Source organism: Streptomyces albus subsp. albus (assembly GCF_000719865.1).
Classification (GTDB): Bacteria; Actinomycetota; Actinomycetes; order Streptomycetales; family Streptomycetaceae; genus Streptomyces; species Streptomyces albus_E.
Genome location: NZ_JOID01000002.1, coordinates 203,370 through 217,576, shown reverse-complemented (window position 1 = coordinate 217,576; position 14,207 = coordinate 203,370). Strand labels below are relative to the sequence as shown.

The 14,207-nt window shown below is 75.8% G+C and carries 9 protein-coding genes and 1 pseudogene; 7 read left to right on the top strand and 3 right to left on the bottom strand.

Features of this window, described 5'->3' with window-relative positions:
• Window positions 1-169 precede the first annotated feature (169 nt).
• A pseudogene (locus tag IF83_RS0103175) lies at window positions 170-790 on the top strand (Pvc16 family protein); the annotation flags it as partial.
• Window positions 791-1,041: 251 nt separating this feature from the next.
• Complete coding sequence (locus IF83_RS0103170; protein ID WP_244176794.1) at window positions 1,042-3,528, top strand: ATP-binding protein; 2,487 nt, start codon at window positions 1,042-1,044, stop codon at window positions 3,526-3,528.
• A gap of 171 nt (window positions 3,529-3,699) precedes the next feature.
• Here the strand turns inward: IF83_RS0103170 and IF83_RS0103165 are convergent, their stop codons facing one another.
• Complete coding sequence (locus IF83_RS0103165; RefSeq protein ID WP_030542460.1) at window positions 3,700-4,023, bottom strand: MazG-like family protein; 324 nt, start codon at window positions 4,021-4,023, stop codon at window positions 3,700-3,702.
• A 394-nt stretch (window positions 4,024-4,417) separates the two neighbouring features.
• On the opposite strand from IF83_RS0103165, the gene IF83_RS0103160 reads away from it, so the two are divergent.
• Window positions 4,418-4,978: a YrhB domain-containing protein gene (locus IF83_RS0103160; protein WP_030542459.1), complete on the top strand. Its 561-nt coding sequence runs from the start codon at window positions 4,418-4,420 to the stop codon at window positions 4,976-4,978.
• Here the strand turns inward: IF83_RS0103160 and IF83_RS0103155 are convergent.
• Together IF83_RS0103155 and IF83_RS0103150 are read right to left on the bottom strand one after the other, a co-directional pair.
• Entirely contained in the window at window positions 4,975-6,348 is a 1,374-nt protein-coding gene (locus tag IF83_RS0103155; protein ID WP_051722400.1) for a ricin-type beta-trefoil lectin domain protein, read from the bottom strand. The two genes, IF83_RS0103160 and IF83_RS0103155, sit on opposite strands and share 4 nt — an antisense overlap.
• A 139-nt stretch (window positions 6,349-6,487) precedes the next feature.
• Window positions 6,488-7,510, bottom strand: a complete 1,023-nt coding sequence (locus tag IF83_RS0103150) for a toxin glutamine deamidase domain-containing protein (protein WP_030542457.1) — start codon at window positions 7,508-7,510, stop codon at window positions 6,488-6,490.
• 343 nt (window positions 7,511-7,853) lie between these two features.
• On the opposite strand from IF83_RS0103150, the gene IF83_RS0103145 reads away from it, so the two are divergent.
• The 4 genes from IF83_RS0103145 to IF83_RS33995 all read left to right on the top strand — a co-directional run bounded on the left by IF83_RS0103145 (window position 7,854) and on the right by IF83_RS33995 (window position 10,713).
• Entirely contained in the window at window positions 7,854-9,473 is a 1,620-nt protein-coding gene (locus tag IF83_RS0103145) for a phage tail sheath family protein (protein WP_030542456.1), read from the top strand.
• A gap of 153 nt (window positions 9,474-9,626) precedes the next feature.
• Window positions 9,627-10,070, top strand: coding sequence for a phage tail protein (locus IF83_RS0103140; protein ID WP_030542455.1), 444 nt, complete (start codon window positions 9,627-9,629; stop codon window positions 10,068-10,070).
• Window positions 10,070-10,558, top strand: a complete 489-nt coding sequence (locus tag IF83_RS0103135; RefSeq protein WP_030542454.1) for a hypothetical protein — start codon at window positions 10,070-10,072, stop codon at window positions 10,556-10,558. Before IF83_RS0103140 ends, IF83_RS0103135 begins: the two co-directional genes overlap by 1 nt.
• Window positions 10,555-10,713 carry a DUF6760 family protein gene (locus tag IF83_RS33995; protein ID WP_019711337.1) on the top strand — a complete coding sequence of 53 codons (159 nt, stop codon included), beginning with the start codon at window positions 10,555-10,557 and terminating at the stop codon, window positions 10,711-10,713. Before IF83_RS0103135 ends, IF83_RS33995 begins: the two co-directional genes overlap by 4 nt.
• Window positions 10,714-14,207: the final 3,494 nt, after the last annotated feature.

Here is a 14,207-nt window from a genome sequence, read left to right as displayed (position 1 = left end):
CCGCCCCCGTTGCCCGCCCGGCCGGCGACGGGGGCCGTACGGGCAGCGGACGCTGCCCCCGGGCCGTCCCCCCGGTACGGGACGCACGGGCCGCGGCCGGGGCAGGATGCCGCGGGGGAACGCCGTGCGCGGGCGCGGGGCAGCGGAACGGGAAGGGCCGGACAGCACGGTGATTCATGAGGTCGACCACGTTCTGAAGGGCCTCCTGCGCGGTGGTCTGTTCTCCGGGACGGATGTGGAGGTCTCCTTCGAGGCCCCGAGCCGCGACTGGGCCGCGCGCCGCAACACCCCCACGATCGACGCCTACTTGTACGACATCCGCGAGGACACCGAGCGAAGGCACCGCGGCGCCGTCTCCGTGAAGGACGCCCAGGGCATCGTACTGAAACGCCGTCAGCCACCCCGCTGGTTTCGGCTGTCGTATCTGGTCACCGCCTGGACCAAGCGCCCGGAGGACGAACACCGGCTGCTCTCGGCCGTCATGGCCACGTTGCTGCCCCACGAGGTGCTGACGCCCGCGGAGCTGACGGGCGCGCTGGCGGAACTGGGGCTCTCCGTGCCGATCACCATCGGGGTGCCGCCGTCCGAGTCGCGCTCCCTCGCCGACATCTGGTCGGCGCTGGGCGGTGAACTGAAGCCGTCGCTGGACGTGGTGATCACCGCGCCCTTCCCCGCCGTACCGGAGTACGCGGCCGGCCCGCCGGTCACCGAGGGCGCCGGGGTCCGGGTGCGCGGACTGGACGGCGACCTGGACGGTTCGCCCGAGCGGCACCACCGGCCGCGCCATCTGCGGCAGTTGGCCGGCGGCACGCTCGCGGCGGACGGCACCGGCTCCCGTCCCGCCGGGCGGAACGGGCGGGACGGCGGGGACGGCGGGGACGGGCCGCCGGACGGCGGCGGTGACGCGAACGGGGGCGCCTCCGGTGGCGCCCGTGGCGGCGGGCCGGGGTCCGGTAGCGGTCCCGGATCGCCGGCCGGAACCCCGCCCGGTGACCGCGGGGCCGCCGGAGCGGCGGGCCGCCGGAAGGGCGGAGCACGGCGGTGACAGCTTTCCCCGGCCTCACGGACCACGCCGAGCGCATGAACGACGCGGAGCGCACGGACCGCACAGAACACCCGGACCAGGTGAACCACTTGAGCCACGCGAACCACGCCGAGCGCACGGACCGCCCGGACCGCACGGACCGATCGCTCCACTCGGCCCCCCGGACGTCCCGCCCCGCCGCGGCTCTCGCCGCTCGGCTCATACGCCTGCGCGAACACACCGCGGCCCTGGTGGAGTCGCGCAGCTCCGGCGACCCGACCGCCGACGACCCGCTGCGCGGTCTCTATCTGTCCCCCGATGCGATCACGCACGCGCTCCGCACGGCCGGCGGCACACCGCGGACCGGCGAGATCGACGGCATCAGCGCGCCCGACGACAGTGACGGCGACGGCTACGGCGGCGAGGGCGACGGCGACGCCGGCATCGCCGACGACGAGGGCCGGCCGCCCGGCGGCGCCACCGCGCACCCGGACGACCGGCTGCCCCGGCTCGCCGCACGGTTCGGCCTCGGCCGGCTGGACGTCCCGATCCTGCTGGCCGCACTCGCCCCCGACGTCGACCGGACCTTCGAACCCCTCTACGGCTATCTCAACGACGACGTCGGCAGGCGCCGCGCCACCACCGGACTGGTGCTCGACCTGCTCGGCCTGCCCGCCGCGTCGGCCGCCGCCCGGGCCCGGCTCCATCCGTCGGCGCCCCTGCGCGCGACCGGCCTGCTTCTCGTCGAGGAAGACGAACGCCCGTTCCTCTCCCGCTCGTTGCGCGTGCCCGACCGGGTCACCGCCCATCTGCTCGGCGACGACACCCCCGACGCCGCCCTCGCCGGGCACGCCCGGCTGCTGCCGGCGCCGGACCCGGCCGCAGCCGGGGCCACCGGCGCGGGCGGCACCACCGACGCGGCTGACGCGGGCGGCGGCGGGCGGCCCGATCCGTTCACGGAACGGCTCGCCGCACGGCTGACCGCAGGGCCTGCCACGAAGCCCCTGCTGGTGCATCTGCGCGAACACCGTCCCGGCGACGGCCTCTCCTGCGCCCTGTCCGCGCTGCGGACGGCCGGCCGGGAGGCGCTGCTCCTCACCCCGCCCCCGGCGACCGGAAGCACGGCCGGCGCGGACGGCCACCACCACGCCGAACCGACGGCGCACGCGCCCGCGCACGCCGTCCCGCCGCCGCTCACCGCGCTGCTGCGCGAGGCCCGGCTGCGCGACTGCGCGATCGTCGTGGCTCCGCTGCCGGACGGCGAGGCGGCGGCTCCGCTGGTCCGGGGACTGTCCACGGGCGATGTCCCGGTGCTGCTCGCGGGGCCGCGGCCGTACGACCCGCACTGGTCCGGCGAGCACACCGCGCCGCTGGCCCTCGACGCCCCCCGGCGGACGGCCGGTGCCGCCACCGTCTGGGCCGAGGCACTGGGCCTGGACGACGGCGGGGACGGCCCGGATCGAGGCGTGAGCGACGACGGTGAGGGGAGCGGCGACGGCGGGAGCGGCAGCAACGGCAGCGGCAGCGGCAACGGCAGCGACGGGCTCGACCTCGCCCGGGTCACCGCCGCCTACCGGCTCGGCGACGAGCAGATCCGGCGCGCCGCCGGGGCCGCGCGCGGCCTGGCCGCTTTCGACGGCACTCCGCTCACCGCCGACCACGTCCGGCTGGCCGCGCGCCAGCAGTCCGCCTCGGGCCTGGAGCGGCACGCCCGCCGCATCCGGCCCGCCGTGGACTGGGACGATCTCGTCCTCCCCGAGGCCCCGTTGGCGCAACTGCGGGAACTGGCCCTGCGCTCCCGCTTCCGGGACCGGGTGCTGGGCGACTGGCGGCTGAGCGCCGGCGGCGGCCGGGGACGCGGCGTCCTGGGCCTGTTCGCGGGCGAGTCCGGCACCGGCAAGACCCTGTCGGCCGAGGTGGTGGCCGCCGAACTCGGCCTCGACCTCTATGTCGTCCAGCTGTCCTCCGTCGTCGACAAGTACATCGGCGAGACGGAGAAGAACCTCGAACGCATCTTCACCGAGGCGGACCGCACGGACGCGGTGCTGCTCTTCGACGAGGCCGACGCCGTGTTCGGCAAGCGCTCCGAGGTGAAGGACTCGCACGACCGCTACGCCAACATGGAGAGCGCCTATCTGCTCCAGCGGCTGGAGTCCTTCGACGGCATCGCGCTGCTGACCACCAACCTCCGGGCCAATATCGACGAGGCGTTCACCCGCCGGCTCGACCTGGTGATCGACTTCCCGTTCCCCGACGCGGAGCAGCGCCTCGCGCTGTGGCACAACAGCCTGGCGGCCGTGCCGTGCGAGGAGGGCCTCGACGCGGGGCCGTGCGCGCGGGAGTTCGAGCTGTCCGGCGGTGCGATCCGCAGCGCCGTGGTCACCGCCGCCTACGCGGCGGCGGCCCGGGGCGGCGCGGTGGGCCCGGAGGACCTGCTGGCCGGGGCGCAGCGGGAGTACCGCAAGGCCGGCCGGCTGGTGCCCTCGGCCGGCCGGGGCTGGTGACCGGCCGGATCCGGTGACGGGCCCCCCGCCCGGGCGCAGCGCGGCCGGCCACGAGGCCGGGACGGGCCGGACGGCGACCAGGGAGACGATGCGGCCCTCCTACCCGGCAGCGGCCCGGTGGCGCCCGGTTCCCGCACGGCCGGGGCCGGTCCCCGGCGCCCGCGCGTGGCTCTACGGTGCGGGAATCACACGGTCCACCAGCGCGTCCAGACGCTCCTCGAACGCCTGCCGCGCGTCGGGCGCGATCGTGTCCAGCGCGACCATGGCCGTCACGATGGTGTCCACGAGTTCCTTCTCCACATCCGACCAGGAGTGTGAGCGGCCCTTCCGCGGGTTGGCGCCGAGTGCGCCGTGCAGGGCCTCCGCGACCTCCCCGTACTCCTCCCCGATCTTCAGTACGCGCAGCAGCCGGACATCCGCCGGCGAGGCGTCGGCGACCTCCGCGTCCAGCCACTTCCGCAGCCGGCCCACTTGCTCCCACGTACGCTCCGCCATCGGCTTCTCCTCGCTCGTCGTCCTCAGAACAGGGCGGGCACCGCGTCCGCGTCCCGCATCGGGTCGGTCACCGGCAGGGGGCGCGTCGGCCGGAGGTACAGGACACGTCACCAACTGTCCGTCATCCACCGTTCTTCGATCGCCGCCATGATGGCGTGGACGATCCTCGGGCCGGCCTCGTAGGAGTACGCGCGCTCCCGCTCGGTTCCCCGGGACTCTCGCTCGTATCGGCTGTGCCTGGTCCCCCCGGCTGTCCAGCCGTTCGGCGATGACCTCCGTCCGCGCGTTGACGATCACCGGCAGGCCCGGGTGCCGTCCTCAGCCCTCTCGTACGTGGCGCCGTGCCGTGCGCATTCACTGGTCGGCAGAGGGACCGGTACGGGATGCTGCATGCGTGATCGAGCGAGAAGCCGCCGTTCGGGCAGTCGAGGACCAGCTGGAGCGCGACTATCAGCAGTGGCGAGCTGTGAGCGCGGACGCGGTGAGGATGGCTGTGGTCCGCATCATGGAGCACGAGCTGGTGTGGATCGTCTCCTGGCAGTCCGAGGACTTCGTACGCACCCGGAACTCGACGTACGCGCTGGTTGGCAATGGGCCGTATCTGGTCGACCGCGTCGACGGGGGACTGCATCGGATCGGTGTCGTCTCCGCGAGAACCGGGGAGTGGGAGGCCGACTACCGGGCTCGGATACGCGGGCTGCCGGTGCGCACAGCAGTGGACGATCTGCACGATGCGCTCCGCGGAATCGCCGCTGCGCGCGGACGGATGGACGCCGTGCGGACACTGCGCCAAAGGCTGCCCGTGCTCTCGCCCGCGGAAGCCCTTGAGTACGTGAGCGCGTTGCTGGAGGGTGATGCACCCGCCCGCCTCGTGGCCGTCGCCGCCAAGGAGCTTGTGGAGCCTCTCAACCCGGTGCTTGCGGTGACGACCGTTCCGAGTGGAGCGGGGTCTTAGCCCGGCAGACGGCCGTTGAACTTCCAGAGCTGGTTGGTCGCGCCGTTGCAGGGCCACAGCACGGCCGTGCTGCCGTCGGCCTTCTGGTGGTCGAAGATGTCGACGCATTTGCCGGAATCCACGGCCCGCAGATACCTGTCCTCGTGGAACTCGAACTGCTGGGCGGGCTGCCCGTTGCAGTTGGCGATCTGGATGTCGGTGAAGTCGTCGTGCTTGCCCCAGGCCACGTCCATGCACATCCCCTGGGAGCGGAACGTGCCGTCGTTCTCCGCCTTCCAGGTCTGCCCCGCGGAGCCCTTGCGGCAGGTCTCGATGACGAGCTGGGTGCCGTCCTGGCCGTCGGTGCTGCTCAGGCACTTGCCGGAGTCGTCGCTGACGAAGGTGCCGGTGACCGACGGTGCCTTGTTCTTCTTCGCGGGCGCCGTCTCCCCGGTGTCGCCGCCACCGCCACCGCCGCCCCCACCGCCGTCGCTGTCCTTCTCCTTCTCCTTCTCCGGGCCTTCCTCGGGCTTCTCCGGCTTCTTGTCCTCCGCCGACTCCGACGGCTCGGGCGCCGACGCCGAGGGGCTCGTGGACGGCGGTGCGAGTTCCTGGGGCTGCTCCCCGGCGGCCGCGGCCTTCTCGGTGGCCAGGGTCTTGACCTGCGGGCCGCGGGCGAACCAGAGGATGGCCAGCGTCATGCCCAGCGCCAGTAACAGAGCGCAGCAGGCCAGCACCCACTGCGGGAAGACGCTGCGCTGGACGTAGGTTCCCTCGATGGGCAGCGGCTCGGTCCCCGAGCGCTGGAGGCCGAGGGCGTAGGGGCGGATCTCCTTCCGCCCGAACCAGCTGATCTCCTTCGGCCGCACGCTCGTCTTCACCCACGCGGCACGGCCCGGCTCGATCTGCAGACTGCTCGGGTGGATGTCGAAGCCGAGCTGGTCGCTGGGGTCGTTGCCGGTCACCGAGGCGGTCAGCCGGGTGTTGCCCAGGTTGTCCACCGCGAGGACGGGGCGGCCGCGGAAGCGCCCCTTGGTGACGGGGGGCACCAGTTCGGCCCGCACCTCCGTGAACGGCGTGATGGTGAGGTTGCCCTCCACCACCGTGGCCGCCTCCGGGTGCTCCGTCGGCACGATCTGCACGCCGTACGGATTGGGCCCGGCGGTCGCGTCGGGCGAGCGCGGCGGCGAGAAGCGCAGCTCCACCGTCCCCGTCTGCCCCGGATACACCTTCAGGGCGGCCGGGTCCGCGCGCACCCAGAGAGCCGGATCGCCCACCGGGACGACGCGGTACTCGTCCACCACGTCCCCGGTGTTCCGGATCCGCAGCCGCACCATCGTGGTGCCGCCCGCGTCCACGGTCGTCGAAGCCGGCTCAAGAGAGGTCCACATACTCACCCGACCGACGCTAGCCAGTGCCCCGGAACCGGTCATCAGGAGACAAGGCAGGACCGCTGCCCCAAAGGGCGCTTCGCCGCTGCCTTTTTGGACGGCGGCGCGGACGCCGCGGGGGGCCGTGCTCGCCCCGGGTTCACAACCCCGTGGAGATGGGCGGTGGTTCGTCGATCGCCTCGAAGGTCGGGCTGAGGCTGATCGTCATGAAGAGCGAGCCGTTGTACATGGGCGTCTTCGAGATCCGGCCCATCTGGGCGTCCACCCAGTACACCTTGCCCTTGTAGTTGACCGCGTTGACCGCGTGCACCAGTTCGGTCTCGGTGCGCTTGAACACCACGATCGCCGAGGAACCGTGTCCCCCGCTCTTCAGACGCCCCTCCACGGCGGACCACACACCGCCCGCCTCGGCCCCCTCCTCCGCCTCCGCCACCTCACTGGTCCGCCAGCGGGTGCCCAGCCAAGCGGCGGTGCGGTCGTTGCCGCCCTCCTCCACGCCCTCGCCGGCGACCCCGGCCGCGGCGGTGGGCCGCCCGTCCCAGGAGGCCAGGAAACTCCGGGCGGCGTCCACGCAGTTGCGGCGGAAGCCCGGGTCGTCGTCCCGCTGGCTGTTGATGTTCTTCACCCAGTCCGCGGCACCTCCGGAGGTGGCCATCGGCCCTTTGGGGTTCGCCTTGTTGACGGCCTGGGCGAGTCCGGCGAGCGGGAAGAACCGGGTGGGGTCGGCGAAGCGCTCGAAGGAGCCGTCCGACCGGGTGGTGAAGCTCTTCTCCAACTGCTGCTGGGCCTTCGGGTCCGCCGGCTTCAGACCGCTCCGGGCGTAGTCCCTGACCCCCTCCAAGGGGGGCAGGACCGGTCCGCTCTGCCCCGCCTGCGCCGGGGCGGCGGGCTGGGAGGCCAGGTCGGCGGGTGGCGCGCCCGCCGACGCGCGCTGCACCGGGGTCCGGAGGGCTTCCGTGCCGTGCGCGGCCGGCGCGGTGTGCCGCTCCGCCAGCATCCGGGCCACGGCCGCGTTCCCGGCCGTGCCCTGGAGGGCCAGGAGCGTCGCCGGCTCGGTGACGGGCCCGCGGGGCGCGGCCGCGGGGGCCGCGGCGGGGCGGTCCGGGCTCCGCCGGCCCGCTCGCCGCTCCGTCTCCTCCGGCCGCCGGTCCCGTGCGTGCATCACTCGCCGCCCTTCCGCGTCCGTCCGCAGTCCGCTCCACAGCTACGGGACGGCCGGGCGGACGGGGAGGGCCGGGAGGGCAGTCCGGAGGGCAGTGTGCGGTCGCGCGCGCACCCCCGGCGGGCGGATCCCGGCCCGCGCGGGGCGGCCCGGCCCGGGGTGGGAAGGCCGCGCCCCGGCGGGAACGGGGGCGGCCGGGCGTCCCCCGCGCCGGTCCGGGCAGCGCGACTGCCCCAAGGGGCACACCGGATGCCCCCTTCCGGGTACCCGTGGCCGTTTCGGGGCGGGGCCGTTCTCGGTGACGCTGGGCTCCGTCCCATCGCGTACCCGAGGAGAGCCCAGCATGCCGTCGTATCTGTCACCGGGCGTCTACGTGGAGGAGGTGGCCAGTGGCTCTCGTCCCATCGAGGGGGTGGGCACCTCCGTGGCGGCCTTCGTCGGCCTCGCGCCGGAGGGCCCCCTCAACGAACCGACGCTGGTGACCAACTGGACGCAGTACGTGGCGGCCTTCGGTGACTTCACCGACGGGTACTTCCTCGCCCACTCCGTCTACGGCTTCTTCAACAACGGCGGCAGCGCCGCCTACGTCGTCCGCGTCGGCGGCGTGCCCGGCGGGGAGTCCGGGACGGCCGGCGCGGGTGGCTCGGCGAACGGGAAGAGGGCGGCCGGGGACGGTCCCGCGGCCCTGCCCGCCGGGGAGCCGCAGCAGCTCGGCAAGTTCAAGGTGGCCGCGATCGCCGCCGGCGAGAGCGGTGCCGGGCTGAGCGTCGAGGTCGCCGACCCGGAGGGCGAGGGGCCCGCCGAGCGCTTCCGGCTGATCGTCAAGGACGGCGACCGCCCGGTCGAGACCTTCGACGTCACGGCCAAGAAGAGCGGCCGCACCTACGTCGTCACCCAGGTGCGCGAGCGCTCCCGGCTGATCAGCGTCGAGGAGGCCGCGCCCGCCGCGCAGCTGGCGCGTCCCGAGAACCAGACCGTGGCGCTGCCCGCCCCGGCCGGCGCCGTGGCGACCCGGGGCGCGGACCGCGGCGGAGTGGCCCCGGCGAACGGCCATCCCGGACCGGGCGAGTACCTCGGTGACTCCGCCGACCGCACCGGTTTCGGCGGTCTGGAGGCCGTGGACGAGATCTCCATGGTCGCCGTCCCCGACCTGATGGCGGCCTACCAGCGCGGCGCCATCGACCTGGAGGCGGTCAAGGCCGTCCAGCTCGGCCTCATCGCGCACTGCGAGCTGATGGGCGACCGCGTCGCCGTCATCGACCCGCCGCCGGGGCTCAACGCCCGCGAGGTGCGGGTCTGGCGGCAGGAGACCGCGGGCTACGACTCCAAGTACGCGGCGCTCTACTACCCCTGGATCAAGGTCTTCGACCCGTCCTCCGGCCAGCCGCGGCTCGTGCCGCCGAGCGGCCACGTGTCGGGCATCTGGGCGCGCAACGACTCCGAGCGCGGCGTGCACAAGGCGCCCGCCAACGAGGTGGTGCGCGGCGCCGTCGACCTGGAGCTGCAGATCACCCGCGGCGAGCAGGACCTGCTCAACCCCGTCGGCGTCAACTGCATCCGGGCCTTCCCCGGCCGCGGCATCCGCGTCTGGGGCGCCCGCACCCTCTCCTCCGACCCGGCCTGGCGCTACCTCAACGTCCGCCGGTACTTCAACTACCTGGAGGAGTCGATCCTGATCGGCACCCAGTGGGTGGTGTTCGAGCCCAACGACCACGCGCTGTGGGCCCGGATCCGGCGGAACATCTCGGCGTTCCTCGTCAACGAGTGGCGCAGCGGCGCCCTGTTCGGCGCCCGCCCGGAGGACGCGTACTACGTCAAGTGCGACGAGGAGACCAACCCCCCGGAGTCGGTGGACCTCGGGCGCGTCATCTGCGAGATCGGTGTGTCACCGGTCAAGCCGGCCGAGTTCGTGATCTTCCGGCTGGCGCAGTTCTCCGACGGCGGCGGCCAGCTCGACGAGTGAGCAGTGAGCCGCGCGGCGCCGCCGTGGGCGCGCCGGCTCCCCCGGCCATCCGTCAGTCAGCCATCAGCCGTCGCACCTTCCCGGACCCCGGGGAGGACACGGGAAGTCCGCCGCGTCGTGTGCCGGCGGAACGAGTAGAAGGACCACAGCTCCATGAGTCTGCAGCCAGGTGACGCCCTCACCTCACACAATTTCGGCATCCAGATCGACGGTGTCATGGTCGAGTTCCTGCAGGAGGTCAGCGGGCTGACCCGGGAGCAGGACGTCATCGAGTACATGCAGGTGTCCGAACAGGGCAAGCCGGTCACGAAGAAGATGCCGGGCGTGGCCAAGGCCGGTGAGGTCACCGTCGTGCGCGGCGCGACCCAGTCGTCCGTCTTCAGCGAGTGGATCGACACCTCCATGGCGGGCACCATGGCCTCCGCCCGCAAGAACGCCACGATCGTGGTGATGGACTACGAGAACAACCCGGTCAAGCGGTACAACCTGCGCCAGGCGTGGGCCCGCAAGGTGGACACCAGCACGGTGAAGGCCGGCGAGGCGTCCGCGCTCACCGAGACCGTGACCATCACCTACGAAGAACTGGTCATGGACTGATGCGTCGTTCCGTCAGCGGGCTCGCCGCGCCCTCCGCTCCCGACGCGCTGAGCGCCGAGGAGCGGGCGGCCATCGGCACCGCCCCGGCCCCGCCCCCCGCGCGGCAGCAGCGGCGGCAGCTGCAGACCGAGTTCGAGTTCGAACTGCCGCGCGGCTACGTGGACGACGCGGGCGCGGTGCACCGGCACGGCGTGATGCGGCTGGCGACGGCCCGCGACGAGCTGGTCCCGCTGCGGGACGTACGGGTCCAGGAGAACCCGGCCTATCTGTCGGTGGTGCTGCTCAGCCGGGTCATCACCCGGCTGGGCACGCTGCCGGCGGTGCACGACGGGATCGTGGAGCAGCTCTTCGCCTCCGACCTGGCCTTTCTGCAGGACTTCTACCGCCAGGTCAACGCCGAGGGGCACACCCGCGCCGGGGTGACCTGCCCGCACTGCGAGCAGCCGTTCGAGGTCGAACTCGGCGGGAGCCGCCTGGGGGAATCGTGACGTACGCGACCGACCGTATCCATGAGGAGGTCGCGTACATCGCCTACCACTTCCACTGGACGCTGGACGACATTCTCGATCTGGAACACGGCGACCGGCGGGCCTACGCCCGCCGGATCGCGGAGCTCGTCACGCGCGCCGGCGCGGAGGGGTGAGGGGGAACGGTGGGAATCCTCGACCGGCTGCGGGGGCGCGGTGCCGGCGGTCCCGGTGACCGCGCGGGCGCCGGGGCCGGCGCGGCCACCGGCGCGGGGGCGCCGTCCCCCTCGCCGTCCTCCCCCGCGCCGTCGGCCTCCGGGCCGTCGGCTCCGCTCGGGGGTTCCGCCGGCGCGGAGCCGGGCACGGCTTCCGCCGCTTCTTCCGGGGCGCGGGGAGGGGGACCCGATACGGCTCCCGGCGTCCCGGGACACGGGGCTCCGGCCCCGGCCGGTCGTCCGGGCGGTGGCACGCACCACCCGGGTGACCGGTCCGCGCTGCCGCCGATCCAGCGGACGACGGCCCACGGCGGGCCGGTGGCGTCCACGGACTTCGGCCGCACGCTGCGGACCTGGCAGAACCCCTCCTTCTCCGGGCCGGGCCTCTCGCACGCGGTCCTCGACGACGCGCCGACGGGGATCATCCACGGCCTGCTCAGCAGCCGCGGCGCGGACGGCTCCGCACCGGCGGCTGCCTCCGCCGGTCCGGCGCGGCCGGGCCCGGCCGGCAAGGGTGCTCCGGGTTCTCCCGGCGCCGGGACTCCCGGCGCTCCGGGGAGGGCCGCCGCACCCTCCGCGCACGCGCCGGCGGCCGCTCCGGAGCAGGCGGTCCAGCGGGCTGTGGCGGCGGCGCGGCCGACCGGACCCGCCGTGGCTCCGGTCCGTACGTCTCCCGGCACCGGCCGGCCCGGGCCCGCGCTGACCACCGCCGCGCGCGGTGGCACCCTGTCGGCGGACGGCCTGCGCGCGCTGCCCGTCGCCGCCCGGACGGCATCCGCGGGGGAAGCCGGGCTGCGGGGCCCGAACACCCCTGCGGGGAGCGGCACTTCGGCTTCGGCCGCCCCTTCCGCGCCCCTTTCTTCCACCGCCGCCCCGGTGACCGTGCACCGCTCCGCGAGGACCGAGGGCCCGGGCGGCCCCGGCTCCGGCGCGGGGCCGCGTGCCGGGAACGGCTCCCGCCCGGATTCCGCCCCCTCCGTGCCGTCGTCGCCCTCCGTGCCCGTGACGGCCCACCGGTCCGGCGAGGCCGCGCGCGGACGGCCGTCGCTCGGCGCGCCGGTGGCCGGCCCGCCCGCCGGTGCCAAACGGCTGACCCGCCCCCCGACGGGTGAGGGCACCCCGGTGCAGCGTGCCGCCGCCCCGGACTCCCCTGCGGGACCGACCGGTTCCGCGACGGGACCGGTGCGGCGCGCCGATGGCCCGTCCGGCGGGGAAGCGGCCGGACAGCTCTCCGGTGCGGCCGGCACGGCCGGCGGCGGTGCGAGCGCCAGGCCGGGCTCCGGTTCGGGTTCCGGCTCGGTTCCGGGTTCGGGTTCCGGCTCGGGGAGCGCACCGGCCGCGTCCGCTCCGACCGCCGCCCCGGGAACCGCTGCTGCCACGGAGCCGGGCTCCGGTCCCACCGCGCCCTCCGCCACCCGCTCCGCGCCCGCCGTCCGCGTGACGCCCCCTCCGGTCCGGCCGCTGGCCACGGCACGGCCGATCCGGCTCGCCGGCGGCGACCCGGCCGGTCTGCCCTCCGTGCAGCGTTCCGCCGCGGCGCCGGCGGTCCGCATGCGCCGCCTCGACCCCGCGCCCGCGTACCGGGCGGCCCGCGACGAATCCCCGGCGGGGCGGGCCCCGGGCGGGGCCGTCGGTCGGGGCACGGCCGCCACAACAGGCTTACCGCGGGCGGAAGCCGGGCCGGTCCTGCCGGACCGGCGCCCTGTCGCGCCGTCCCGGGCCCTCGCGGCCTCCGATTCCATTCCGGCGGCGCGTCCGAGCGGGTCCGGAGCCGGTGAGACCGGCGGTGGTCCCGCCCCGGCCCCGGACTCCCCCGGCCCCCGGCGCGGCCGGGGCGTCGGCGCACGGCTCCGTGACGCCCTCGGCCGGCGCGGCGGCACGGACGGCGTGCCGGGCCCCGTGACGACGGCGGCCCCGCACGGGCCGTCCGGAGGCGCGGGCGCGGCCGCACCCGTGCAGCGCCGTGCCCGTGCGCACGCGTCGTCCCCCTCGGCCGCGGGTGAGCGGCCGGGCGGCACGGACGGCGGTGCGGCGAACGGCGGCGCGACGAACGGTGCGCGGGGGTCCGCTCCCACCGCTCCGGCCGCCGAGCCCGGTGACCGGGCGCCCTCCAGACGGGCCGGTGATCCCGGCCCCGGCCGCGTCCCGCCGCCGCCCCCTGGCGCGCGGGGCGCGGCCGTCCCCTCCCCGGTACAGCGGAGTTCGGCACCCCGGACCGGTCACGGCACACCGTCCGGCGCGGCGGAAGCCTCCCGCCCGGGTGACCGGGCTGCCGGGCCGGGTCTTTCCGGCAGCGGCCCGGCCGTCGCGCGTACGGCGACGCCGGCAACGACGACGGACACGGCGGGTACGGACGGCGGGCGGGCGGCCGTGCAGCGGTCCGCCACCGCGCCCGGCTCCCGGCGGTCCGGAGTGCCGGGTTCCGCCGCCGGCGACGGCCCGGTCCGGGCGGCCGGGCGGGGGCCCCGCGCGGACGCCGCGGGAAGCGCCGCACCCTCGAAGTCGGTTTCGCCGGACGCATCTTCGGCCGTCCGACCGGACGGCAGCGTGCGGCGACGGGTGTCCGGCCATCCCTCCCGGTCCGGCGAGCGGACTGCGGGCCCGGGTGTGCCGGGCGCCGGAGAGGCCGCGCCGCGTGCCGCCGCCCCGTCACCCGGCGCCGGACAGGCGCCGAAGGGCTCCGTGCCGTCCGCCGGGCAGACGCCGATGCCCGTGCAGCGCGCCGCCGCGGCCGGGCCCGCCCCTCGCCCGTCCACCGCCGGGGGATCCCCCGTCCCCGCACCGGGCGCGGCGCCGGCGCCCTCCGCCGACGCGCCGTCGTCCGGTGGCGCCGAAGGGACCGACGGAACCGGTGGCGCCGACCGGGCCAACTCCTCGTTCACCGCTCCGATCAGCCCCGCGAGCCCGCCGGCTGCGGACCCGCTGCCCGTCCAGCGGCTCGCCGCCGCCCCGGACGCGGCCGGTGCCTCCCCGGCCGGGGCGCCGGGCGGGCCGGTGGCGCCCGGCCCTGCCGCACCCCTCGCGGCCCCCGGGAACGCGTCGCGGGCGGCCCGGTCCCCGGGAACGCCCGGCGGACAGGGCGGCGGCGCCACACCCGCAGCCGGGGGAACGACGGTCCAGCGGCTGTCCGCCGCGCCGGCCGCGCCGCGCACCGCCGGGGCCGGTCCGTCCGCTTCCGGCCCCGGGACGGGCCCGTCCGCCTCCGAACCCGTGGCGCACTCCGGCCCGCGCCGTGCGGCGGGTTCCCCTTCCCCGGCGACGGGAGCACTGACGGAGGCCGCTGCCACCCCCGTGCAGCGGCTGGTCACCACGCCCTACCGGCCGGACCCGGCCGGCGCCGCGCGGCCCGTGGCCGGGCTCGGCGAGCCGCGTTCCCGGGTTGCCCGTACCGGAACGGCGCCCGGCCCCGGAGCGGGGCGGAGCGACCGCCCGGCCGGCGCGCGGACCGGTCCCGG

What these genes read in the sequence shown, in the direction of transcription:
- IF83_RS0103165 (WP_030542460.1), bottom strand. Translation starts at nt 4,023, where the DNA reads ATGGCGGAGCGTACGTGGGAGCAAGTGGGCCGGCTGCGGAAGTGGCTG.
- IF83_RS0103155 (WP_051722400.1), bottom strand. Translation starts at nt 6,348, where the DNA reads ATGTGGACCTCTCTTGAGCCGGCTTCGACGACCGTGGACGCGGGCGGC.
- IF83_RS0103150 (WP_030542457.1), bottom strand. Translation starts at nt 7,510, where the DNA reads ATGCACGCACGGGACCGGCGGCCGGAGGAGACGGAGCGGCGAGCGGGC.
- IF83_RS0103145 (WP_030542456.1), top strand. Translation starts at nt 7,854, where the DNA reads ATGCCGTCGTATCTGTCACCGGGCGTCTACGTGGAGGAGGTGGCCAGT.
- IF83_RS0103140 (WP_030542455.1), top strand. Translation starts at nt 9,627, where the DNA reads ATGAGTCTGCAGCCAGGTGACGCCCTCACCTCACACAATTTCGGCATC.
- IF83_RS0103135 (WP_030542454.1), top strand. Translation starts at nt 10,070, where the DNA reads ATGCGTCGTTCCGTCAGCGGGCTCGCCGCGCCCTCCGCTCCCGACGCG.